Raw genomic sequence first — 23,514 nt, 5'->3', positions numbered from 1 at the left:
GGCCCATCGTGAGGTTGCGGGCGACCATCGGGGGACCGCCGGGCTGCGGGTCGCCGTACGGCGGGGACTGCTTCTGCGGCTGCTGAGCGTGGGGGTGCTGCTGCTGGGGCGCCTGATCGCGGTGCTGTGCCTGCGCGGGCTCCGCCCAGACCGCCGTCCCGTACGCGCAGACCTCGATGGCGCCGCCGACCACGGCCGTGTCGAAGCGCATGCCGACCACGGTGTTCGCGCCCTTGCGGCGCGCCTCCTCGCCGAGCCGGTCCACCGCCTCGCGGCGGGCGGCGCCGAGCCCGGCCGCCGGCTGCTCCCCCGTCACCCGGAACGTGGCGCTGCTCCCGCCGTGCCCGGGCTGCGGCGCGGCACCCTGGTCGGCCTGCACGGCCGTCCCGAGGACCTCTCCGAGCACGCTCCTGATCTCGTACCCCGCCACGCCATCAGTCGTCACGATCAGCATGACCACCACGGTAAATCACCGTCCGGACGAAATGCGACGCATTGCCGCGACAGCCGCCCGCAACTCCGCTGTCAGGGGCCGCGCACGCGACCGCCCTCCCGGCGGTTCGGCCGCCGGGAGGGCGGTCGTCGTGCCGCTCTCGCGGGTCCGGCTTCGTTCGTCTTCGTCCGGCTGTCGGTTCTGCTGTGTCGGCTCGGCCTGTCCCGTTCCGGCTTCGGGGCCGGCCCCGCCGGTGGCGGGTGTCAGTCCAGGTATTCGCGCAGCATCTGCGCGCGCGACGGGTGGCGCAGCTTCGCCAGGGTCTTCGACTCGATCTGGCGGATCCGCTCCCTCGTCACGCCGAACTCCCTGCCGACCTCCTCCAACGTGCGCGGATGCCCGTCGGTCAGGCCGAAGCGCAGCTGGATGATGCGCTGCTCCCGTTCCGACAGGGTGCCCAGGATGTCCTCCAGCTGGTCCTGGAGAAGGATGAACGCCGCGGCCTCGATCGGCACGACGGCGTCCGCGTCCTCGATGAAGTCGCCGAGATCGGAGTCTTCCTCGCCGATCGGCGACTGGAGCGAGACCGGTTCCTGCGCTATCCGCTGGATCTCCACGACCCGGATGGGCGACAGCCCCATCTCCAGGCCTATCTCCTCAGGGCTGGGTTCACGGCCGAGGTCCTGGTGGAGCTGCCGCTGCACCCGGACCAGCTTGTTGATCGTCTCGACCATATGCACCGGGATCCGGATCGTTCTGGCCTGGTCGGCGATCGCACGGGTGATCGCCTGCCGGATCCACCAGGTGGCGTAGGTCGAGAACTTGAACCCCTTGGTGTAGTCGAATTTCTCGACGGCGCGGATCAGTCCGAGATTTCCCTCCTGAATCAGGTCGAGGAACAGCATTCCCCGGCCCACGTAGCGTTTCGCGATCGAGACCACCAGCCGGAGGTTCGCCTCGATCAGGCGTTGCTTCGCCCGCGTGCCCTCGCGGGAGAGCTGTTCGAGGTCGAGCAGTTCGCCGCGGGCGAGGACGGCGGTGTGCGCCATCTTCTCCTCCGCGAACAGTCCCGCCTCGATCGATTTCGCGAGTTCTACTTCATCTTCTGCCGTGAGGAGCGGTACGCGACCGATCTCTCTCAGGTAGATCCGAACCAGGTCGCTCGTCGGCGCCCGCTTGCCGAGGTCACCCTCGTCCGCTCGCGCGACGTCCTCGGTCTCCTGCTGAGACTCGAGGACCTCCACCCCCTGCTCTGCGAGCATCCGGACGACCCGTTCCAAGGAGTCGTCCGGCAAGTCCGAGCGATCGAGCGCGGCAGCAACGTCCTCGACGGTCACGCCGCCGCGTTCTCTGCCACGTGCGACGAGGTCCGCCACCTGATCAACCGATGGCGCCTCGCTTGGCAGCACCGAAGGGCCCACCCAGACAGTTTGCGTCAAATGGGGCCAAGATCACAGGACCTATTTTGCGGTCTCTTGACTTACTGTGACCCGAGCCCTCGCTCCCGCAACACCCGTCTCTGCTGCTCAAGCGCGACAAGATCGCCGAAGAGCCGGTGGTACTCCTCGGGGGCCTCGACCGGATTCAGCCGCCCGAGTTTAGATTTCGCGCTGGCGATCATGCTCGTGAGCTGGCGTTCCTGTATTCGGGCCAGCAGTTCGACGGCATAACGGTCGTCCGAATCTTGCGCGGAGCGCGAAGGCTCGACCCCGAACTTGGTGATCAGGTCTCTGACCTGGTCATCCGGGGCCCGCTCCAGCAGAAGGGCGACCCATTCCGCGACGCCGCCCGCCGCGGTCACTCCGCCCGCGGCCGCGATGACGCTGCGGACCGCGGCGTGCGGCGGCGCGATGAACGCCTCCGCCGGGACCTCGTCGAAGGCCGGACCCAGCACCGCCGGGCGCTGGACGGCGAGTTTCAGCAGCTCCCGCTCCCGCTGCACCTCCGGATCGCTCGGATCGAACGCCGGGCGCCCGGCCCCCGTGCCCGCGGGTCCATGGCGCCCGTTCTCGTCGCCGCCATTTTCGACCGGGCGGCCGGCGTCGCGGCCGCTGCCCGCGCGGCCGTTTCCGGCCCGGCCGCTTCCGGCCTCGCCCCGGTGGGTGTTGTTCCCGCCCCTGCCGCCGTTCTGGGGGCGGCCGTGGCGGCGGGCCGCCAGCTCGCGGACGCGCCGCAGCACGAACTGCTCGTCCATGATCCCGAGCCAGCGGTCGAGGTTCACGGCGTACATGTGGCGCCGCGACCGGTCCTTGATGGCGGCGACGACCGGGGCCGCGGCGTCGAGCGCGCTCAGCCGCCCCTCGACGGTGTCGAGGTCGTGCTGCTCGATCGCGCTGCGCACCGCGAACTCGAACAGCGGCAGCCGCGCGGCCACCAGGTCGCGGACGGCCGCGTCGCCGTGAAGGATCCGCAGGTCGCACGGGTCGAGACCGTCCGGCTGGATCGCGACGAACGTCTGCGAGACGAACTTCTGCTCGTCGTCGAAAGCGCGCAGCGCCGCCTTCTTCCCGGCCGCGTCGCCGTCGAAGGTGAAGATCACCTCGCCGCGGAACTCGTCCTGGTCCATGAGCAGGCGGCGCAGCACCTTGATGTGGTCGTCGCCGAAGGCCGTCCCGCAGGTCGCGATCGCCGTCGGGACGCCCGCCAGGTGGCAGGCCATGACGTCGGTGTAGCCCTCGACCACCACGGCCTGCCGCCGCCGCGCGATCTCCTTCTTCGCGAGGTCGGCCCCGTACAGCACCGAGCTCTTGTGGAACAGCGGGGACTCGGGGGTGTTCAGGTACTTGGGGCCGTCGTCGTCCTCGTAGAGCCTGCGGGCGCCGAACCCGATGACGTCGCCGGACAGGTCGCGGATCGGCCACATCAGCCGGCCGCGGAACCGGTCCATCGGGCCGCGCCGCCCCTCCTTGGCGAGGCCGCCGGCGACGATGTCGCGGTCGGTGAAGCCGCGCCCGCGCAGGTGCCGGACCAGGCCCTCCCACTCGCGGGGCGCGAACCCGACGCCGAAGTGCTCGGCGTCGGCGGCCTCGAAACCGCGCTCGGAGAGGAACGTGCGGCCGATCGCGCCGTCGGCCGAGTTCAGCTGCTCGGCGTAGTACTCGGCGGCCGCCTTGTGCGCCTCGACCAGCCGGGCGCGCTGGCCGCCGTCCTGCCGGGGGCCGCGGCCGCCGCCGTCCTCGTAGCGAAGCTGGATGCCGGCCTGCGCCGCGAGCCGCTCCACCGCCTCGGTGAAGGACAGGTGCTCGATCTCCTGGACGAACTTGATGACGTCGCCGCCCGCCTCGCAGCCGAAGCAGAAGTACAGCCCGCGCGACGGCGTCACGTTGAACGACGGCGACTTCTCGTCGTGGAATGGGCAGAGGCCCTTGAGGTTCCCGCCGCCCGCGTTGCGGAGCTGCAGGTACTCGCCGATCACGTCGGCGATGGACGATCGCTCCCGGACGAGCGCGATGTCCTCATTGCGAATACGGCCTGCCACGACGAGGAGTCTACGGCGGTGCCCCGACATACGGCGCCGCAAGCCCGATCCCGAAGCCCGGTCCCCCGCCGTCCGGACCGCCGGGGCCATACCACCCGAGCAACTGATATGTACCAGCTACGCTCTGGACGTCACGGGGACGGGGTTCCTCCTCCGGCGACCGGTATCTCATGATTCATGGCCGGACTCGGCCGATCGCGCCACGGGTCGTACCGGATTTACTCTGGACAACGCGGACCGTCGCACGATGTGATGACGGACCGGAATTACGGCTTAACCCCCAGGCGGACCGATGACGGATGTAGTACTCGACGGCGTCGACAAGGTGTACCCAGGCGGGGTGGTCGCTGTCCGGAACGTCCGCCTGAAGATCAATGACGGCGAGCTGTTCGTCCTTCTCGGGCCGTCCGGCTGCGGCAAATCCACGATCCTGCGGATGATCGCCGGGCTGGAGGACATCACCAGCGGCGACCTGTGGCTGAACGGGGTGGTCGCCAACGACCTGCAGCCGCGCGAGCGGAACGTGGCAATGGTGTTCCAGGAGGGCGCGCTCTACCCGCACCGCACGGTCAAGGGCAACATGCTGTTCCCGCTGGAGGTCTCCGGGGACGACCGCGCCGAGGCGCACGCGAAGGTCCACGAGCTGGCCCGCGCCCTCGGCATCAACACGATGATCGACCGGCTGCCGCGCACGCTGTCGGGCGGCCAGCGGCAGCGGGCCGCGATCGGGCGGGCGCTGATCCGCGAGCCGTCGCTGTTCCTGATGGACGAGCCGCTGTCCAGCCTCGACGCCGGGCTGCGCACCGAGCTGCGCGTGGAGATCGCCGCGCTCGTGCGCTCCACCGGCACCACCACCGTCTACGTCACCCACGACCAGGTCGAGGCCATGACGATGGCCGACCGGATGGCGGTGCTGCGCGACGGCGTCCTGGAGGACGTCGGCACCCCCGAGCAGATATACGAGGACCCGGCGACGGTGTTCGTGGCCGCGTTCCTCAGCTCGCCGCCCATCAACCTTCTCCAGGCCACCTTGTGGGCGGTCGAGGGCGAGGGACTGCTGCTCGACTTCGGCGCGCAGCGGCTGTTGGTCCCTTGGAACGACCCAAGGGCGTCCTCACTGATCAGCCATCACGGCCAGACCGTCACGGTCGGGGTCCGCCCGGACACCCTCATGCCCATCGCCCCGGGCTCGCCCGCGCCGCCCGGGACCGTCCTGTCCGGCCAGATCCGCGCGCTGGAGTTCCACGGGCACGAATGGCTCGCCTACGCCGAGACCGGCATCCTCACGGTCGACGCGACCGAGGTGGGACGCCCCGCGGCGCCCGCGTCGTACGAGCCCGAGCGGCCCGGGCTGCTCGACCGGGTGCGGGCCCTGATCGGCAGGCCGGCGCCGGCCGAGGAGCCGGTCGAGGAGCACGCCGGCCACCACCGCCGCCGCGCCGACCTGGTCTTCCGCATCGGGGCGGGCGAACGGCCGAACCGCGGCGACCACATCGCGCTGACCGTCGACTTCGAGCGCGTCCTGTTCTTCGGCGCCGACGGGAAGCGCGTCAACCCCGTCCACCGGGCGCCCGCGATCCCGAAGCCGAAGCCCAGGGAGATCCACTCCCACGAGGGCCCCAGGCGCACCTGAGCACCTCACGCACCTGACATTTCTGGATCAGGCGGGGAGGTTCCCGCAGAGCGAGCCGCTGTAGTAGCGGATCTTCCATTGGATCTGCTCCTGCCGCGCGCGCAGCTCGGCGATCTGCTCCTCCACCCGGCGGTCGTGCTCCCGCAGCAGTTCGAGCCGCTCCTGCACCGTCTCGGGCCCGCCACGGGCCAGCTCGGAGTAGCGCAGCATCTCGGCGATCGGCATCCCGGTCCCGCGCAGGCAGCGCAGCATCTCCAGCCACTGCAGGTCGTCGTCGCTGAACACCCGCCGTCCCGACGCGTTCCGGGCGATGCCCGACAGCAGCCCGATCTTCTCGTAGTAGCGCAGCGTGTCGATGCTGAAGCCGCTCTTCTCGGCGGTCTCACCTGGGGAGTACGAGCTCACGTCCTTCAGGATCCCACCTGGAGTCCACTCCAGGTCAACACCGGGGCGCCGGGTTCGGGGTTCCGCGGCGCGCGGGCGCTTGACCTGGAGCGCGCTCCAGCACGCAGGGTGGGACGCGACAGTGACAACCCGCTGAGTCACGATCGACGAGAGAGGTCTGTCATGCGCGTCGGGCTCCAGATTCCGAGCTTCACCTTCCCCGGCGGACCCGGGCAGATCGGGCCGGCCTTCGGCCGAATGGCCAGGGACGCCGACCAGGCCGGGCTGCATTCGCTGTGGGTGATGGACCACTTCTTCCAGATCGGCGTGGTGGGTCCACCAGAGGAACCGATGCTGGAGAGCTACTCCGCGCTCGCCTACGCCGCCGCGCTGACGGAGCGGATCACGCTCGGCACGATGGTGACCGGCGTGACCTACCGGCATCCCGGCATCCTCATCAAGACGGTGACGACGCTGGACGTGCTGTCCGGCGGGCGGGCCTGGCTGGGCATCGGGGCGGCGTGGAACGAGGAGGAGTCGCGGGGGCTCGGTGTCCGGTTCCCGCCGGTCGCGGAGCGGTTCGAGCGGCTGGAGGAAACGCTGAGGATCGCGCACCAGATGTGGAAGGGCGATGAATCGGCATTCGAGGGCGACCATTACACATTGGAGCGTCCGCTGAATTCGCCGCCCGCGTTGAGGAGCCCGCATCCGCCGATCCTGATCGGCGGCGGAGGAGAGAAGAAGACGCTGCGGTTCGTCGCCAGATACGCCGACGCCTGCAACCTTTTCGACGGCGAGGAACTGCCCCGCAAACTGGACGTGCTGCGCGAGCACTGCGAGCGCGAGGGACGCGACTACGCCGAAATCGAGAAGACCTCGCTGGGCCGTTTCACCGGCCCGCCATCGGTGGACGAGGTCGTGGACACGATCGGCCGCCTCGCGGAACGCGGCGTCGACCATGCGATCTTCACGCAGGCCACCGGGCAGGATCTGGCGGGCACCCTCGGCGAGGCCCTGACCCAGATCGAGAAGCTCGTCCCCGCCGGGCGCTGACGGGCACCCACTGCAGGCGGGCTACCGGCGGCTCTCCCCCAGCGAAGGCAGCTTCGCCGGGTTCAGGACGCGGCTGTAGGCGGTGATGCGGCCGTCCGCCACCTCCGCCGTGTCGACGGCGGCCAGCCCGCCGTCCCGGTACACCAGGAACTCGAGGCGGCCGTTGACCTGCGCGGGGACGATCCGCAGCGCGCTGCGGGCGCTGACCCTGAGCAGCGCGGTGACGACCCGTCCGGCACCGGCGATGACCTTGCGGGCGGCGAAGACGCGGCCGCCGCCGTCGGTGGTGTAGGTCGCGTCCGGGTCGAGGAGTTCGAGGAGGGCGGCCTCGTCGCGCCGTTCGTAGGCGGAGCAGAACGCGGCCAGGACCCGCTCCCGCTCCGCCACGGGGGCCGGACGGCGCGGCAGGGCCGCCGCGATCTTGCGCCGGGCGCGGGAGGCGAGCTGGCGGCAGGCTGCGGGCGTCTTTCCGAGGACGTCCGCAAGCTGCTCGTACGGGACGTCGAACGCCTGGCGCAGGACGAAGGCGACCCGTTCCGGCGGTGACAGCTCCTCCATGACCAGCAGCATCGCGGTCCCGGCGGTCTCGTCCAGCAGGACGGGCTCGGCGGCGTCCGGGCCGGTCAGGAGGGGTTCGGGCAGCCAGGGGCCGACGTAGTCGACGCGGCGGGCGCGGGCGGAGCCGAGGACGTCGTAGGCGCGGCGGGCCGCCACGGTGATCAGCCAGGCCCGCAGGTCGCGGACGTCGTCGATGCCGTCGTGGGCGTGCGCGCGGATCCACACGTCCTGGACGATGTCCTCGGCGTCGGCGACGCTTCCGGTGATGCGGTACGCGGCACCGAACACGGCGGGACGGTGCGCGGGCCATTCCTCGTCGAAACGGCTCATGCGGCCGCTGGGGTGAACACCCATTTCTTGTACGACCAGTAGCGGAACGCCGCGCCGAAGGCGACGCCGGCGAGGAGCCCGCCGTTGTAGGCGACGCCGCCGTGCAGGCCGAGGGTGTAGTAGGTGAAGCCGGTGCACAGCACCTGGATGAGCAGCCCGACGCCGTTCAGCGCGAAGAAGATCGCGACCTCGCGGCCGGAGCCGTCGCTGTCGCGGTGGCGGAACACCCAGTACCTGTTGAGCAGGTAGGACGCCAGCGTGGACACCACGGTCGGGATGGCGACGCTCGTGACGGGGCTGCCGCCGAGCCAGGCGCGCATGAGGTTGGCGCCGAAGATCATGATGAGCGTGCCGACGACTCCGACGAAGCCGAAGCTGAGGAGTTCGCTCAGGAACTTGCCGCGGATCAGAAGCCTGCCTCGGAGGAATACCCGGTACGCCGGGGCGGACTCGACCGTTTTGACCGGTCTTGACCGCTGCATGGTGCTCACTCGCCCAGACCTTACCTGACTAGGACATTTCCCATCGTCGCAACCCACCCAAAAGATCAGCTCCGTGTTCTTCAACACTCGGTCTTGGCGGCCGGCTCGGCGGACGGGGCGGTCGGGACCGCCGCGGTCGCGGTCGCCGGGGCGAGCAGGACGATCAGCCCGACGAGCCCGACCGGGACGGCCAGCGCCCACGTGAGCCCCACGCCCTGCGCGATGAACCCGATGACGGGCGGTCCGCCGAGCAGGCCCAGGTAGCCGACGCCGGTGACGCGGGAGATCCCGGCCGCGGCGGGCACGCCGGGGACGTTCCCGGCCGCGCTGAAGGTGACGGGCGCGACGACCGCGACGCCGAGGCCGAACAGGGTGAAGCCGGCCACGGCGGCGGCCGGATGCCCCGCGGCGAGGCCGAGCCCGAGGCTGAGCGCCGCGATCAGGGAGCCCGTCCGCAGCACGGGGACGGGGCCGAACCGCGCGACGACCCGGTCGCCGGCGAGCCGCCCGATGGTCATCGCCACCGCGCAGCCGACGTAGCCGAGCCCGGCGGCGCCCGGTCCGGTGCCGAGGTCCTCGCGCAGGTAGATGGCGCTCCAGTCGGCCATGGCGCCCTCCCCGACGAACGAGCACAGCCCGATCACCCCGAGCGTGATCAGCAGCCATCGCGACGACGGCTTGACCCCGGAAGCCGCACCGGAAGCCGTCCCGGACGGCGCACCGGACGGCGCATCGCGGCGGGAGGCAGGGGCGGGGTCGTACTCGGGGACGGCGTCCGCGGAACGGTCCAGCAGGCCGCGGCAGCCGAGGGCGAGCAGCGCCGCCAGCACCGCCGCCGCGGCGGTCAGGTGCAGCGGGACGGGGACGTCCGCGTGCGCCGCGCCCGAGCCGATGAGCGCCGCCACGAGCGTCCCGATGCTGTACGCGCCGTGCAGGCCGGACATCAGCGGGCGCCCGTACCCGCGCTCGACGGCGACTCCCTGGGCGTTCATCGCCACGTCCATCAGGCCGAGCGAGGCGCCCATCAGCAGCAGGGCGAAGATCAGCGCGCCGATGTTCCAGGCCAGGCCGAGCGGGACCAGCGACGCGGCGCAGACGATCCCGGCGGCGATGGTCGTGGCACGGCTGCCCCAGCGGCCGACGATCCGTCCCGCGAAGCGCACCGCGACCACGATGCCGATGGGCGCGCCCAGCAGGGCGACGCCCATCGAGCCCTCGCTCAGCCCGAGATGCTCCTTGATCTGCGGGATGCGCGCGACCCAGGCCGCGACGAGCAGGCCGTGCACGACGAACGCCAGCGTCACGGCGACGCGGGCCCGGCCGAGCGTCGCGATCTTGTCCGTAACCACCTAGCAGACTGTACGTGCCTTACGGGTCTCGCGGCGCGCGGGAGTTCAGGCGAGGTCGGCCGGCGAGTTCAGGCGAGGTCGGCCAGGGGGACGCCGGGGTCGGTCAGGCGGGCGGCGTCGACGGGGCGGCCGGAGCGGATCAGGGCCTGGATGTCGCCGGTGACGTCCCACACGTTGACGTTCATCCCGGCGACGACCCGGCCGCCGGACAGCCAGAACGCGATGAACTCGCGTCCGGGGACGTCCCCGCGGTACACGACCTCGTCGTACTCCCCCGGCGACGCGACGCCGGACATCTCCATGCCGAGGTCGTACTGGTCGCTGAAGAAGTACGGGACGCGGTCGTAGGAGACGTCCTGGCCGAGCATGGCGCGGGCGGCGGCCGGGCCGCCGTTCAGGGCGTTCGCCCAGTGCTCGACGCGGATCCGGCGCCCGAGCAGCGGGTTGTAGGCGTTGGCGACGTCACCGGCCGCGTAGATGTCGGGGTCGGACGTGCGCAGCGAGGCGTCGACGAGGACGCCGTCGGAGACGTCGAGCCCGGCCTCCTCGGCGAGCCGGGTGTTGGGCCGCACCCCGATGCCGACGACCACGACGTCGGCGGGCACCTCCGCGCCGCCCGAGGTGACGACGGCGGACACGGCACCGGCGCCCCAGAACCCGGCGACGCCCTGGTCGAGCCGCAGGTCGACGCCGTGCTCGCGGTGCAGGTCGGCGAAGGCGCCGCCGAGCTCGGGGCCCATCGCGGCGTGCAGCGGCGTCGGCTCCGGCTCGATGATCGTCACGTCGTTGCCGTGGGTGCGGGCGGCGGCGGCCGTCTCCAGCCCGATCCAGCCCGCCCCGGCGACGACGACGCGCCGCCCGCCGTGCATGAGGGACTGCTTCAGCGCCGCAGAGTCGGCCATCGTCCGGAGGTAGTGGATGCCCTGCAGCTTGGATCCGGGCACTTCGAGGCGCCGCGGGGACGCGCCCGTCGCCAGCAGCAGCTTGTCGTAGCCGATCGGCTCCTTGGTGGACAGGCGCACCTGGTGCGCGTCCCGGTCGATGGAGGCGACGGAGACGCCGACCCGCAGCTCCACGTCGTGCTTCTCGTACCAGTCGGCCTCGTGGACGTGGGCCTTCTCGCGCGGCTCCTTGTCCAGCAGGAAGCCCTTGGACAGCGGAGGCCGCTCGTACGGCCGCTCGATCTCGTCCCCGATCAGCAGCAGCCGGCCCGTGAAGCCCTCCTCTCGGAGCGTTTCCGCCGCCTTGGCACCCGCCAGGCTGGCGCCGGCGATGACGAACGTCTCCTCGGGCATGACGACCGACCTCCTGTAGTTGACCTGTAGCTATCCCTACAGCGGCCTCCGTAACGAGACAAGTGTCATCGTTGCGCGCGTCGGGGCATATTCGACGCAACGCCCCGGCCGCCGGCGCGCCCTTCCGGCGCCGGGCCCCGGAAAGGCACAGGTGATCAACGGGTGCGGCCGTCCAGCAGGCGGTGGCGGGCCATCGCGGTGAGATCGGTCATCGACGCGATCTGGTCGATGACGGCGCGCAGCCGGCCCGCGTCGTCGGCGGCGTCCTCGAAGGCGGCGCGGAACCCCGGTTCGAGCGTTTCGGGCGCGCCGTCGAGGGTCAGGCCCGCCAGCTCGGTGATCAGCGTCCGCTGGCGGGCCCTGACCTCCTCGTGGCTGATCCACACGTAGTGCGCCGTGATGCCCTTGAGCAGCGCGTTCTCCAGCCGCTGCGCCCGCGGGACGATCAGCTCCGCCGCGTACCTGGTCAGCGGGCGGTCGCCGTAGGCGTCGCGGGTGGCGGTCTCGGCGGCGAGGCAGAACCGGCCGATCAGCGTGCTGGTGAGGTTCTTCAGCGCGGCGAGGCTGCGCGGGGTGCCGTCGTAGCGGTCGGGCCAGTACGGCTCGGCGAGCAGCGTCTCGAAGCGCTCCTCCAGCTCGGCGAGGTCGGCGTCGGCGCAGTACAGCTTGATCGCGGTGGCGGCGACGAGGCGGCGCTCGGCGGGGTCGGCGAGGCGGGCGAAGTCGATGTGCCCGGCGACCAGCGCGTCCTCCAGGTCGTGGACGGAGTAGGCGACGTCGTCGCTCCAGTCCATGACCTGGGCCTCGAAGCACGTCCGGCCGGGTTCGACGCCTTCGCGGACCCAGCCCGCGACGTCCGTGTCGTCGGCGTACACGCCGAACTTGCCGTTGACGGCCTCGGTCTGCGACCACGGGTACTTCATCGCGGCGTCCAGCGCGGCGCGCGTCAGGTTGAGGCCGACGCTGCGGCCGTACAGGGGCGGGCCGTCCGGCGCGAACGACTTGGGCTCCAGCCGGGTCAGGACGCGCAGGCTCTGCGCGTTGCCCTCGAAGCCGCCGCAGTCGCGCGCGACGACGTCGAGCGCGGCCTCGCCGTTGTGCCCGAACGGCGGGTGCCCGATGTCGTGGGACAGGCACGCCGTCTCCACCAGGTCGGGGTCGCAGCCGAGGGACTTGCCCAGCTCCCGGCCGACCTGCGCGCATTCGAGCGAGTGGGTCAGCCGGGTGCGCAGGCTCTGCACGGTGTCGGCGGTGGCGTCGGCGCCGGGCGAGGCGACCTGGGTCTTCGCGGCGAGCCGCCGCAGGGCCGCGCTGTGCAGGACGCGGGCGCGGTCGCGCTCGAAGGCGGTCCGGTCGCGCCGCTTGGCGGGCTCGGGCGCCCAGCGCTCCCGGTCCCGTGCCGTGTAGGCGGAGTTTCCGTGACCGGATTCCCCGTGAATCGAGTTGGTCGTCATGGCCCTATCCAGGGTAAGCGGGCACGCCCGCGGCCGGTCCGGGATCAGCGGCCCGGCGGGTCAGCCGTCGGCCGGGCCGGCGGACGGGTCGATGTGGATGCGCCGGGCGGTCTCGCTCGGCGTCTTCACACTCTTGCCCAGCAGGACGTACGACAGGTAACCCCCGGTCTCCCGGACGATGTAGTGGAACTGGGTGCCGCGGGTCTGGACGCTGGGGCCGCTGCGCGTTGGGGACGCGGCCGCCTGGATCCCGTTGTCCTCGGCCATCTTCTTGGAGCGCAGGCCGTGCCACGGGTCGGTGACGATCACCCCGGACGTCCAGTGGTGCCGCTTGAACTCCTTGCCTGCGGCCTGCATGCTCTCCAGCGTGTCGCGCCCGACGGGCACCGCGAACACCTTGGACGCGGGCACCCCGCCCTTCTCGATCAGCCACGTGCGGCCGGCGGCGGCCTCGGTGTAGTTGTCGCCGGGGGCCTTGCCGCCGACGGTGACGATGGCGGGCGCGACGCCGTCGCGGTAGAGGTCGAGGGCGTGCTGGAGCCGCCATTTCAGCGTCGGGGACGGCCTGCCGTTGTACTGCGCCGCGCCGAGGACGATGATCGCGTCGGAGCGGGGCCGCTCGTCCTGGCGGGCCTGGTACCAGACCCGCGCGCCGACGGCGAGCGGCGTCAGGACGGCGACGGCGATCAGCCCGGCGAGGACGCTCGCCGGGATCGTGAACCAGGGCGACCGCCTGCGCCGCCCGTCCCGGCGACCCCGCCGTCCGGTATCGCGGGGCTCGCCGGTTTCGGGCGCATCAACACGGGTTTCGGCGTCTTCGGGCCGGACGGTCGCGTGCTCGGTCTCCGGCACATCCACTTCCAACGTCATCGCATCGGACACGTTAGGTTAGATGCTCCGGCGCATGCGCCCGGTTCGCCGGTTTGGTTGTCGTCCCGCCCACAGATCATCAGGCGGGGGCGGGGATCAGCGGCTGTCGCTGCCTCCCGGGGAGCCGGCCGCCTCGATCGCGGCCCGCCCGGCCTCCAGCCGCGCGACGGGGACGCGGAACGGAGAGCAGGACACGTAGTCGAGGCCGACGTCGTGGCAGAAGTGCACCGAGTCGGGGTCGCCGCCGTGCTCGCCGCAGATCCCGAGGTGCAGGTCGGGGCGGACGCGGCGGCCCTCCTCCACGGCGATGCGGACGAGCCGCCCGACGCCGTCCCGGTCGAGCGTCTCGAACGGCGACACCCCGAAGATCCCGAGTTCCAGGTACCGGGAGAAGAACGCCGCCTCGACGTCGTCGCGGGAGAAGCCCCAGGTCGTCTGGGTGAGGTCGTTGGTGCCGAAGGAGAAGAACTCGGCGGCCTCGGCGATCTGCCCGGCGGTCAGCGCGGCCCGCGGCAGCTCGATCATGGTGCCGATCAGCGCGGGGACGTCGACGCCGGTGGCGTCCTTGACGTCGGCGAGGATGCCGCGGGCCTCGTCGCGGACGGCCTCCAGCTCCTGCACGGCCCCGACGAGCGGGATCATGATCTCGGGGCGCGGGTCGCCGCCCGCCTTCCGTCGGGCCGCCGCGGCCTCGGCGATCGCGCGGACCTGCATTCCGAAAAGTCCCGGAATCACCAAACCGAGCCGCACGCCGCGCAGGCCCAGCATAGGGTTCTGCTCGTGCAGTCGGGTGACTGCTTCGAGCAGTCTCCGGTCTTTGGCATCCGCGTCGTCGCCTGCGAGCGCGACCCTGACCGACAGCTCGGTGAGGTCGGGGAGGAATTCGTGCAGCGGCGGGTCGATCAGCCTGATCGTGACCGGCAGCCCGTCCATGGCCGCGAAGATGCCCTCGAAGTCCTGCCGCTGGAGCGGCTCCAGGGCGTCCAGCGCGGCCTTCCGCCCGGCCTCGTCCTCCGCGAGGATGAGCTGCTCGACGAGCCGGCGCCGGTCGCCGAGGAACATGTGCTCGGTGCGGCACAGCCCGATCCCGGCGGCGCCGAACCGGCGGGCGCGGGCCGAGTCGTCGGGGTTGTCGGAGTTGGCGCGGACCTTCAACCGGGCCCGCGCGTCGGCGTGCTCCATGACCCGGTGGACGGCCTTGACCAGGTCGTCGCCACCCTCGGCGGACAGCTCCCCCTCGAAGTACCGGACGACGGGCGAGTCCTCGACGGGCACCTCGCCCAAGTAGACGTCCCCGGACGACCCGTCGATGGAGATCACGTCGCCCTCGCGGACGGTCACGCCGCCGGGCGCGGTGAAGTGCCCGTCCTTGACGTCGACGTCCAGCTCCTCGGCGCCGCACACGCACGTCTTGCCCATGCCGCGGGCGACGACGGCGGCGTGCGAGGTCTTCCCGCCGCGGGACGTCAGGACGCCCTTCGCCGCGACCATCCCGGCGAGGTCGTCGGGGTTGGTCTCGCGGCGGACGAGGATCACGTCCTCGCCCCGCCCGGCGAGCTCCACGGCCCGCTCGGAGGTGAACACGGCCTTGCCGACGGCCGCGCCCGGCGAGGCGTTCATGCCCTTGGTGAGCTTCTGGACGTCCTCGACCCTGCTGGCGAAGCGGGGGAACATGAGCTGGGCGAGCTGGTCGCCGGTGACGCGGCGGGCGGCCTCGTCCGCGTCGATGAGGCCCTGGTCGAGGAGCTGGCAGGCGATGCGGAACGCCGCGGCGGCGGTGCGCTTGCCGACCCGGGTCTGGAGCATCCACAGCTTCCCGCGCTCGATCGTGAACTCGATGTCGCACATGTCGCGGTAGTGGTTCTCCAGCGTCTCCATGATCTGGAGAAGCCGGTCGTAGGACGCCTTGTCGATGCGCTCCAGCTCCATCAGCGGGACGGTGTTGCGGATGCCGGCGACGACGTCCTCGCCCTGCGCGTTCTGCAGGTAGTCGCCGTAGATGCCCTGCTGCCCGGACGCGGGGTCGCGGGTGAACGCGACGCCCGTCCCGGAGTCCATGCCCATGTTGCCGAAGACCATCGCGCAGATGTTGACGGCCGTGCCGAGGTCGACGGGGATGCGCTCCTGGCGCCGGTACAGGACGGCCCGGGGCGCGTTCCACGACCCGAACACCGCCTCGACGGCCAGGTCCATCTGCTCGCGCGGGTCGGACGGGAACTCCCGGCCCGCCTTCTCCCGGACGATGCCCTTGAACCGGTCGACGAGCGCCTTGAAGTCCTCGGCGGTGAGGTCGGCGTCGTCGTCGCTGCCGCGGGCGCGCTTGACGTCCTCGACGGCGTCCTCGAACAGGTCGCCGTCGATGTCCAGGACGGTCTTGCCGAACATCTGGATCAGCCGGCGGTAGGAGTCCCACGCGAACCGCTCGTCGCCCGCCTGCTCCGCGAGCCCGAGGACGGACTCGTCGTTCAGCCCGACGTTCAGGACGGTCTCCATCATGCCCGGCATGCTGAACTTGGCGCCGGAACGTACGCTGACCAGCAGCGGGTCGTCGCTCTGGCCGAGCTTCTTGCCCATCGCGGACTCCAGCGCGGCGAGGTGCCGGTTCACCTCGTCCGCGAGTCCCTCGGGCGGGCTCCCGTGCTCCAGGTAGTGGCGGCAGGCCTCCGTGGTGATCGTGAATCCGGGGGGCACGGGCAGTCCGAGGTTGGTCATCTCGGCCAGGTTGGCGCCCTTGCCGCCCAGCAGATCCTTGAGGTCCTTGTTGCCCTCGGTGAAGTCGTACACGAACTTCGGCACGGGGAGCTCCTTTACGCTCCGGTTCCTCCCAGCGGCAGTACCGGCCCGCCGCGGCGGGGGCGCGGGGTCGCGGTCCCCCGGGCGGCGGGTCCGCTGCCCTGTTTGGCCGGGACTGTACCCGCGAATCCGGGCCTCGCTCGGCGCCCCTTGCGCGGGAGGGCGTTTGCGCAGGTCAGGCCGCAGATAGTGGTCTATTCCAATTCGGACCAACGGGGATGATCGGGTCGGAAACGCCGCCGCCCGGCGGCGGGACGCGCCCACGCCACGGAAGAGGGAATGATGGATCAAGGAGGTGAGGCTGTGAGGCCGAAGGTCGCGGGCGGCCGGGCGGGAGATCCGTTCGCCCCCATCGCCGACTACGGGTTCCTGTCGGACTGCGAGACGACCGCGCTGGTCGCGCCGAGCGGCAACATCGAGTGGATGTGCCTGCCCAGGATGGACTCCCCCAGCGTGTTCGGGTCGATCCTGGACCGCGACGCCGGGTACTTCCGGGTCGGCCCGGCAGGCGTGGAGGTGCCCGCCGCGCAGCGCTACATCCCCGGCACGATGGTGATGGAGACCACCTGGTGGGTGCACGGCGGCTGGCTCGTGGTGACGGACGCGCTGCTCATGGGCCCGTGGCACCACGAGACGGAACGGTCCCACACGCACCGCCGCGCCCCCACCGACTACGACGCCGACCACGTCCTGCTGCGGATGGTCCGGTGCGTGAACGGCCAGGTGCAGGTGCGGCTCGACTGCATGCCGGTGTTCGACTACGGCCGCTCGCCCGCCCGCTGGGAGCACACCGGCGCCGGGTACCACGAGGCCGTCGCGCGCGGTAACGGCGTCGGGCTGCGGCTCACCACCGACATGAACGTCGGGTTCGAGGGGTCGCTCGCGACGTCCCGGACGCTGCTGAAGCAGGGCGAGTCGCGGTTCGTCGCGCTGTCGTGGAGCGAGCACGCGGCGCCGTCGTCCTGGAACGAGGCGCAGGAGCGGCTGATCTGGACCGTCCACCACTGGCAGCACTGGCTGGACCGCGGCCGTTTCCCCGACCATCCCTGGCGCAGCCACCTGCAGCGCAGCGCGCTGACGCTGAAGGGCCTGACGTTCGGGCCGTCCGGCGCGGTGGCGGCCGCGGCGACGACGTCGCTGCCCGAGTCGCCCGGCGGCGACCGGAACTGGGACTACCGCTACACCTGGATCCGCGACTCCACGATGGCGCTCTGGGCCTTCTACACCCTCGGTTACGACTGGGAGGCCAACGACTTCTTCTACTTCATCACCGACGTCGCCGAGGCCGCCGAGGGCAAGCTGCAGATCATGTACGGGCTGGACGGGCGGGAGGAACTGCCCGAGTCCACGCTCGACCACCTGTCCGGGTACGGGGACGCGCGTCCCGTCCGGATCGGCAACGAGGCGTACATGCAGGCCCAGCACGACGTGTGGGGCGCGATCATCGGCTCCATCTACCTGTTCGTCCGCAAGCGGGACCGGCTGGACGACCGGCTCTGGAAGATCATCATCAAGCAGGTGGAGGACGCGCTCGCCAACTGGCGCGTCCCCGACTGCGGCATGTGGGAGGTGCGCGGCGAGCCGCAGCACTTCACCTCGTCCAAGGTGTTCTGCTGGGTGGCGGCCGACCGCGGCGCCCGCCTCGCCCGCATCCGGGGCGACCGCGACCGGGCCGAGCGCTGGCAGGCCGCCGCCGACGAGATCCACGCCGACGTCCTCGCCAACGCGCTGGACGAGCGCGGCGTCTTCACCGCCCACTACGGCGCGACGACCCTGGACGCGTCCGCGCTGCTGATCCCCCTGCTCGGCTTCCTGCCCGCCGACGACAAGCGGGTGCGGGAGACCGTCCTCGCCATCGCCGACGAGCTGTCGGAGGACGACCTCGTCCTGCGCTACCGCCCCGCGGAGACCGACGACGGTTTCGAGTCGGACGAGGGCACCTTCACGATCTGCTCGTTCTGGCTGGTCAGCACGCTGGTGATGATCGGCGAGCTGGACCGGGCGCGGGCGCTGTGCGAGAAGCTGCTGTCGTACGCGAGCCCGCTGCAGCTGTACGCGGAGGAGATCGACCCGCACACCGGCCGCCACCTGGGCAATTTCCCGCAGGCGTTCACCCACCTCGCCCTGATCAACGCCGTCATGCAGGTCATCAGGGCGGAAAGCAACGAACCCCAATCGCCCTTGGCATAAACCCGGCGGTTCCTGACAGGGGGACTTGACCGCTGATTCCGTGTGGCGGCTTATAGGACGGCCGCCTCGCGGAAAGGGCCGGAGCAACCACACTCCAGCACAGTCCGGCGACGCTCCGTGTCCGGGGCCGGCACGACCGCCCCGGCCTTTAATTACGACTTGACACCGAGTTGTCGGAATTGCGTCTTTTGTCGGTGGCCCCGGCTACGGTTCCGCCGTGACCACACCGCCCCCTCCCGACAACGCTCCGGACACCCCCGGCTGGGCCCCACTCGACCCGCCGGTCCAGGACTTCACCCTGGGTCCACCGGCTCCTTCCCTCGGACCGCCCTCCGGCCCCGAGCCGCCGTCCGCCCCCGTCCCGGCGCGGACGGACCGGCTCGCGATCGCCGCCTTGGTCACGGGACTCTGCGGGCTGGTCCTGTTCGCGATCGGCTTCGCCATCGCCGCACTCGTCCGGACCGGGCGCCGGACGGACGGGCGCCCGGCCGAGAAGGGCAGGGGCCTCGCCATCGGCGGGCTCGCCGCCTCGGCGGTCTGGATCGCCGCCACGGTGCTCGCGGTGGCAGTCCTCGGACGCGGGCCGTTCTCCACGGGGACGGAAAGCTCTGCCTCTCCGCCCCCTGACGGTTACGTCCTCACCTCCACGTTGAAGGTCGGCGACTGCCTCACCGCGCTCGACGACCCCGCCGTTCCGTACGTGTCGCCCAGCCCCTGCAATCACCCGCACAACGGCGAAGTGATCGGCAAGGTCACGCTTCCGGACGCCCCGTTTCCCGGACATCAGAAGCTGACCGAGCAGGCCGAGAAGGCGTGCAAGGAGCGGATCCCGGCGAAGCTGAAGGACGTCGACGACCTCAAAACCCGGATGGACGTTCCCGACGAGAAGGAATGGAAAGACGGCGACCGCGGGGTCACCTGCATACTCGTGGCCGCCATCAACCAGGCGCTCACCACACCGTTCGCCGATCTGTACAACAATCCACCGCCCCAAAGCGAGCCGAAGCGAGGCGACTGCGTCGAGGAATGGGTCGAGCCGGGGCCACAGCCCGTCGTGGACTGCACGGTGAAGCACAAGTACCAGGTGTACGCGGTCTACGAAATGCGGAAAGGGAAATACCCCGGCGAGACCGCGCTCCTGGAGATGTCCGCGGCGGAGTGCGCCAAGCACGCGTTGAAGGTCTGGGGCACCCGCGTGCCGCTCCACCTCGTGGATCCCAACGCCGCGACGCCCACCAAGGAGAGCTGGGATGCGGGATACCGGAAGGTGTTCTGCCTGGTCATCGGCAAGAAGGGGCCGCTGAAGCGGTCGGTGGTGCCGCACTGACCCCAACAATGGCGCGGCCGCTCCACACATTGGCGAAAGGCACTGGAAATGGTTTGTTCGTCGGCTGATCTGAACGGGGTACCGCTGTGAGCACGCCACCGCCCTTTACCCCAGCCCCGGACCCGGACCCGGACCCGGAAGACTCCGCGCCCACCGCCGGAGCCGGAGCCGGGCAGCCTGCCTGGGCGCCGCCAGGTGATTCCGGCGTTCCAAGCGCCTCCGGGCCCGGCCCGGGCATGCCGGGGCCTTGGCCGGGCCGGGACGTCCCGTTCTACGCCGGACCCCCGCAACCGGAGCCGCCGCTCGTGCCCCGGACGAACCGGCTGGCGATCGTCGCGTTCGTCACCGGGCTCTGCGGGCTGGTCCTGCTGGCGGTCGGCTTCGCGATCGCCGCGCTGGTGCAGGCCGGGCGGCGCGGCGAGCGGGGCAAGGGCCTGGCCGTGGGCGCGCTCGTCGTGTCCGCCGTCTGGGCCATTACGGCGGCGGTCGCCCTCGCCGTGGCGGTGGGGTCGCTGGTCACCGCCGACCGGGACGAGTCGGGACAGGTCACCGGCAAGGACAGGGTGCTCCCAGCGGCGCTGCGGGTGGGCGACTGCGTCACCGATTTCGAGGCCGGCTCGCTGCGGACCCCCGTGACGGCACTGCCTTGCACGGAGCCGCACGAGAGCGAGGTCGTCGCCCAGGCGGAGCTGCCGGAGGGCGATTTCCCAGGGAACAGGCGGATTCACGAACTGTCGACCGATGCCTGCTACCTCAAGACGATCCGTTTTCTGAAGAGCCGGCATTACGAGCACCTGGAGCCTTACCTCATCATGCCGACGAAAACGAATTGGGACGCCGGCGACCGGAATGTGCTCTGCCTGCTCACCTATACCGGGCCCGGCACCATCACCCTGCCGCTCGCTCAGACCCTGGATCCGAAACTGAAGTACTGGACCGAACTCGCCTACGGCGACTGCTTCGGGAAATCGGACTCGGACGCCCCGACGCAGCGCGTCCTCTCCTGCACCCAGGAGCACTGGAGCCAGGTGTACGCGGTCCTCACCATGAAACCGGGCCCGTATCCAGGGCCGAGGGCGATGGAGCGGAAGGCGGACGCTACCTGCGAAAAGCAGCTGAAAAAGGCCTTCGGCAAGCGTCCGTACCCTGAGTACTACTCGTTCTACTACGCGGAGAAATTCGAGTGGGACGGCGGGATCCGTACCGTCGTCTGCTTCGGCACGAGCGAGAAGCGCCTGCTGAAGAAGTCGATGCTGCCGCGCTGACAGGCGGCGGCCCGGCGGCCCGGCGGCCCGGCGGGCGGGCCCCGCGGAATCCGGGGCCCGCCGTACCGGTCAGACGACCGCGCCCGAGTCGTGCGTGGTTCGGCGCGGCGGGCGGGACTTGGCCTTGCGCTGCGGCGGCGGCGACTTCGCGAAGCGCTCCAGGACGACCGCCATCGGCGTCGCGGTGAACACGCTGGAGTACGTGCCGACGATGATCCCGATGAGGAGCGCGATGGCGAAGTCGGTCAGCGAGTCGCCGCCGAGGACCGCCAGGGCGGACAGGATGAACAGCGCGCCCATCCCGGTGTTGATCGTCCGCGGGACGGTCTGCAGCACGCCCCGGTTCGCGATCGTCGCGAACCGGCCCTTCGGGTTCTCGCCCCACATCTCCCGGACGCGGTCGAACACGACGACGGAGTCGTTCACCGAGTACCCGATGATCGTGAGCAGGGCGGCGAGGAAGACCCCGTCGATCGGTTTCCCGAGCCAGGCGAAGATCCCGGTGACGATCGTGATGTCGTGGAACATGGCGATGACGGAACCGGCCGCGAACGTCCAGCGGAACCTGATCGTCAGGTAGGCGAGTTGCACCAGCAGCGCGACGGCGAGGGCGATGAGGGCCTTGTTGCGCAGCTCGTCGCCGAGGCTGGGGCCGATCAGCTCGTCGCGCTGCTTGGTGGCCCCGCCGCCCTTCTCCGCCAGCGCGTCGTGGATGCGCTTCTCCTCCTCGTTGGTGAGGTCGACCGTCCGGACGGAGATGTCGTCCTGCCCGGAGGTCTGGACGACGGCGCGCGGGAACCCGGCGTCGGCGACGGCGGAGCGCGCGACGTCGATGTCCACGTGACGGGACGTGGAGTACTCGACGAGCCGCCCGCCGGTGAACTCCACACCGAAGTTGAGGCCGCGGACGAAGATCCCGGTGAGGGCGACGACGACGGCGAGCGCGGAGATCCCGAGCCAGAGGCGGCTGCGTTTCATCAGGTCGGGGCCGCTCTCCTCCAGCCACCGGCGGATCCGCCCGGCGCCGCTGAGCCCGCCCGCCTTGCCCTTGCTGAGCCGGGGCATCCGCGCCGCGGCGGCGTCGGTCAGGACGCGGCTCAGCAGCATCGCCGAGACGAGGGAGGCGAGGACGCCGATGGTCAGCGTGACACCGAACCCCTTCACCGGGCCGGAGGCGAGGAAGAACAGCAGGGCGGCGGCGAGCAGGGTGGTGACGGCGGTGTCCGCGATCGCCGACCACGCCTTGTTGAACCCGACGGCCAGCACCGTCCGCGCGGTGCGTCCCGGAGCGGCCGACAGCTCCTCTCTGGCGCGTTCGAAGGCCAGCACGTTGGCGTCGATGGCCATGCCGATCGCGAGGACGAAACCGGCGAGCCCTGGCAGGGTCAGGGTCGCGCCGACGGCGACGAGCGCGGCGTAGGAGATCAGCGCGTATCCGGTCAGCGCGATCGTGGCGAGGAAGCCGACGAGCCGGTAGACGGCGACGATGAACAGGCCGGTCAGGATGATCCCGATGACGGCGGCGCGGGCGCTGGCGTCGATCGCCTCGTCGCCGAGCGTCGGGCCGACCACCCGCTGCTCGATGACCTTCACGGGGACGGGCAGCGAGCCGCCCTCGATCAGCGCGGCGAGGTCCTTGGCCTCCGTGGCGCTGAAGTCGCCGGTGATCTGCGTCGAGCCGCCGGTGATGCCGACGCCGCAGGACACGCTCTCGGTGACGCCCGGGGAGGAGATCACCTTGCCGTCCAGGACGATCGCGATCCGCCGCTCGTCACCGGCCGCGCACGCGGCCTTGGCGGTCAGCTGCTCCCACGTCTTGCCGCCGGAGCCCTTGAAGTCGACGTTGACGGCCCAGCCGCCGACGTTCTGCGGGTCGTAGGTCGCGCTGGCCGAGCCGATGCCGGCGCCGGTGAGCGCGGCGGGCCCGATCAGGATCGGCTGGCCGCTCTCGTCCGGGACCACCTGCTGCCCCTTCTCAGGCTTGCCGGTGTTGGGCAGCACCGGATGGGCGGTGAGCTGCGCGGTCTTGCCGAGCGCCTGGGTCGCCCTGGTCGGGTCCTGGACGTCGGGCAGCTCCACGATCAGCCGCCGCTCGCCGGAGCGGGTGAGCGAGGACTCCGCGACGCCGAGCGCGTCGACGCGGCGCTGGAGCACCTCGCGGGCGCGGTCGGTGGACTCCCGGTCGGCCTTGACGGTCGGCGAGTCCTGGGTCTCGAGGACGATCTGGGTGCCGCCGCGCAGGTCGAGGCCGAGGCGGGCGGGTTTGGACCAGGCGAAGTAGAACGATGTGGCGAGCACGGCGAACGCCAGTACCGCCCGCACCATGTTGGCGCGAGTCAAAGGGAACCTCCACACGGGCTTCGGCGCCGGGCGGCTGCGCGGCACCGCGGACGACTAGCTCAGATCCGCGGGGAGGTGGGAGGGGCGCGGCCGCGCGGGACGCCCTCGGGCGCGACGTCCGGAGCGGCGTGGACGGCGAAGGCCCTGGCGGCGCGCCCGGACGGCGGCCGGACGTCGACGCTGGACGGGGGCAGCACCGCGAACGCCGGATGCGTGACGACCGGCGACTGCCCGGCCTGGGCGAGATGCGCGTGGACCGCCTGCACGTGGGGGCGCGGAC

The 23,514-nt window shown here is 71.2% G+C and carries 18 protein-coding genes; 5 read left to right on the top strand and 13 right to left on the bottom strand.

The features are described 5' to 3' along the window. The 3 genes from E1264_RS21040 to dnaG all read right to left on the bottom strand — a co-directional run. On the bottom strand, positions 1-454 hold a 454-nt coding region (locus E1264_RS21040; RefSeq protein WP_132176086.1), incomplete at its 3' end, for a heavy metal-binding domain-containing protein. 242 nt (positions 455-696) lie between these two features. Beyond that, positions 697-1,842, bottom strand: coding sequence for an RNA polymerase sigma factor RpoD (gene rpoD, locus E1264_RS21035; RefSeq protein WP_132176093.1), 1,146 nt, complete (start codon positions 1,840-1,842; stop codon positions 697-699). 71 nt (positions 1,843-1,913) lie between these two features. Next, the gene (dnaG, locus tag E1264_RS21030; RefSeq protein ID WP_132176084.1) at positions 1,914-3,911 is read right to left on the bottom strand and encodes a DNA primase; all 1,998 of its coding nucleotides are present in this window, start codon (positions 3,909-3,911) and stop codon (positions 1,914-1,916) included. Positions 3,912-4,203: 292 nt separating this feature from the next. On the opposite strand from dnaG, the gene E1264_RS21025 reads away from it, so the two are divergent. Further along, a complete protein-coding gene (locus tag E1264_RS21025) occupies positions 4,204-5,544 on the top strand; it encodes an ABC transporter ATP-binding protein (RefSeq protein WP_132176082.1) in 1,341 nt (446 codons plus the stop codon). A 27-nt stretch (positions 5,545-5,571) separates the two neighbouring features. Here the strand turns inward: E1264_RS21025 and E1264_RS21020 are convergent, their stop codons facing one another. After that, positions 5,572-5,949, bottom strand: coding sequence for a MerR family transcriptional regulator (locus E1264_RS21020; protein WP_132176081.1), 378 nt, complete (start codon positions 5,947-5,949; stop codon positions 5,572-5,574). 162 nt (positions 5,950-6,111) lie between these two features. Between E1264_RS21020 and E1264_RS21015 the strand changes: the two genes are divergently transcribed. Beyond that, positions 6,112-6,981, top strand: coding sequence for an LLM class F420-dependent oxidoreductase (locus E1264_RS21015; RefSeq protein WP_132176079.1), 870 nt, complete (start codon positions 6,112-6,114; stop codon positions 6,979-6,981). Positions 6,982-7,002: 21 nt separating this feature from the next. Here the strand turns inward: E1264_RS21015 and sigJ are convergent, their stop codons facing one another. The 7 genes from sigJ to ppdK form a co-directional block, all read right to left on the bottom strand. Continuing rightward, complete coding sequence (gene sigJ / locus E1264_RS21010) at positions 7,003-7,869, bottom strand: RNA polymerase sigma factor SigJ (protein WP_207936055.1); 867 nt, start codon at positions 7,867-7,869, stop codon at positions 7,003-7,005. Beyond that, positions 7,866-8,351: a GtrA family protein gene (locus E1264_RS21005; RefSeq protein WP_132176091.1), complete on the bottom strand. Its 486-nt coding sequence runs from the start codon at positions 8,349-8,351 to the stop codon at positions 7,866-7,868. Before E1264_RS21005 ends, sigJ begins: the two co-directional genes overlap by 4 nt. A gap of 80 nt (positions 8,352-8,431) precedes the next feature. Continuing rightward, a complete protein-coding gene (locus tag E1264_RS21000; protein ID WP_132176075.1) occupies positions 8,432-9,700 on the bottom strand; it encodes an MFS transporter in 1,269 nt (422 codons plus the stop codon). 68 nt (positions 9,701-9,768) lie between these two features. Continuing rightward, positions 9,769-10,995: an FAD-dependent oxidoreductase gene (locus E1264_RS20995; RefSeq protein WP_132176073.1), complete on the bottom strand. Its 1,227-nt coding sequence runs from the start codon at positions 10,993-10,995 to the stop codon at positions 9,769-9,771. Between the two features lie 155 nt (positions 10,996-11,150). Further along, on the bottom strand, positions 11,151-12,449 hold the full coding sequence (locus E1264_RS20990) for a deoxyguanosinetriphosphate triphosphohydrolase (RefSeq protein ID WP_132176071.1): 1,299 nt from the start codon (positions 12,447-12,449) through the stop codon (positions 11,151-11,153). Positions 12,450-12,509: 60 nt separating this feature from the next. After that, positions 12,510-13,319 (bottom strand): YdcF family protein, encoded by an 810-nt coding sequence (locus E1264_RS20985; RefSeq protein WP_132176069.1) that lies wholly within the window; start codon positions 13,317-13,319, stop codon positions 12,510-12,512. Positions 13,320-13,415: 96 nt separating this feature from the next. Beyond that, positions 13,416-16,115: a pyruvate, phosphate dikinase gene (gene ppdK, locus E1264_RS20980; RefSeq protein WP_132176067.1), complete on the bottom strand. Its 2,700-nt coding sequence runs from the start codon at positions 16,113-16,115 to the stop codon at positions 13,416-13,418. A gap of 300 nt (positions 16,116-16,415) precedes the next feature. Between ppdK and E1264_RS20975 the strand changes: the two genes are divergently transcribed. From E1264_RS20975 to E1264_RS20965, 3 genes are all read left to right on the top strand, one after another. Further along, positions 16,416-18,302: a glycoside hydrolase family 15 protein gene (locus tag E1264_RS20975; protein WP_243711062.1), complete on the top strand. Its 1,887-nt coding sequence runs from the start codon at positions 16,416-16,418 to the stop codon at positions 18,300-18,302. Between the two features lie 217 nt (positions 18,303-18,519). After that, positions 18,520-19,629 (top strand): DUF4190 domain-containing protein, encoded by a 1,110-nt coding sequence (locus E1264_RS20970; RefSeq protein ID WP_165964280.1) that lies wholly within the window; start codon positions 18,520-18,522, stop codon positions 19,627-19,629. Positions 19,630-19,934: 305 nt separating this feature from the next. Next, on the top strand, positions 19,935-20,894 hold the full coding sequence (locus E1264_RS20965) for a DUF4190 domain-containing protein (RefSeq protein ID WP_165964279.1): 960 nt from the start codon (positions 19,935-19,937) through the stop codon (positions 20,892-20,894). 69 nt (positions 20,895-20,963) lie between these two features. On the opposite strand, the gene secD is transcribed toward E1264_RS20965, so the two are convergent. After that, the gene (gene secD / locus E1264_RS20960; RefSeq protein WP_132176061.1) at positions 20,964-23,234 is read right to left on the bottom strand and encodes a protein translocase subunit SecD; all 2,271 of its coding nucleotides are present in this window, start codon (positions 23,232-23,234) and stop codon (positions 20,964-20,966) included. 59 nt (positions 23,235-23,293) lie between these two features. Next, positions 23,294-23,514, bottom strand: a 221-nt coding sequence (locus E1264_RS43540; protein ID WP_165964278.1) for a hypothetical protein, incomplete at its 5' end; no start/stop codon positions are given.

The sequence above is a fragment of the Actinomadura sp. KC216 genome (assembly GCF_004348535.1).
GTDB lineage: Bacteria > Actinomycetota > Actinomycetes > Streptosporangiales > Streptosporangiaceae > Spirillospora.
Note: the sequence above shows the minus strand (reverse complement) of the source record. Positions and strands in the feature narration are given on the sequence as shown.

Bases quoted from the DNA above. Each gene is read 5' to 3' on its own strand.
- E1264_RS21025 (WP_132176082.1), top strand. From the start codon at position 4,204: ATGACGGATGTAGTACTCGACGGCGTCGACAAGGTGTACCCAGGCGGG.
- E1264_RS21015 (WP_132176079.1), top strand. From the start codon at position 6,112: ATGCGCGTCGGGCTCCAGATTCCGAGCTTCACCTTCCCCGGCGGACCC.
- sigJ (WP_207936055.1), bottom strand. From the start codon at position 7,869: ATGAGCCGTTTCGACGAGGAATGGCCCGCGCACCGTCCCGCCGTGTTC.
- E1264_RS21005 (WP_132176091.1), bottom strand. From the start codon at position 8,351: ATGCAGCGGTCAAGACCGGTCAAAACGGTCGAGTCCGCCCCGGCGTAC.
- E1264_RS20995 (WP_132176073.1), bottom strand. From the start codon at position 10,995: ATGCCCGAGGAGACGTTCGTCATCGCCGGCGCCAGCCTGGCGGGTGCC.
- E1264_RS20990 (WP_132176071.1), bottom strand. From the start codon at position 12,449: ATGACGACCAACTCGATTCACGGGGAATCCGGTCACGGAAACTCCGCC.
- E1264_RS20985 (WP_132176069.1), bottom strand. From the start codon at position 13,319: ATGACGTTGGAAGTGGATGTGCCGGAGACCGAGCACGCGACCGTCCGG.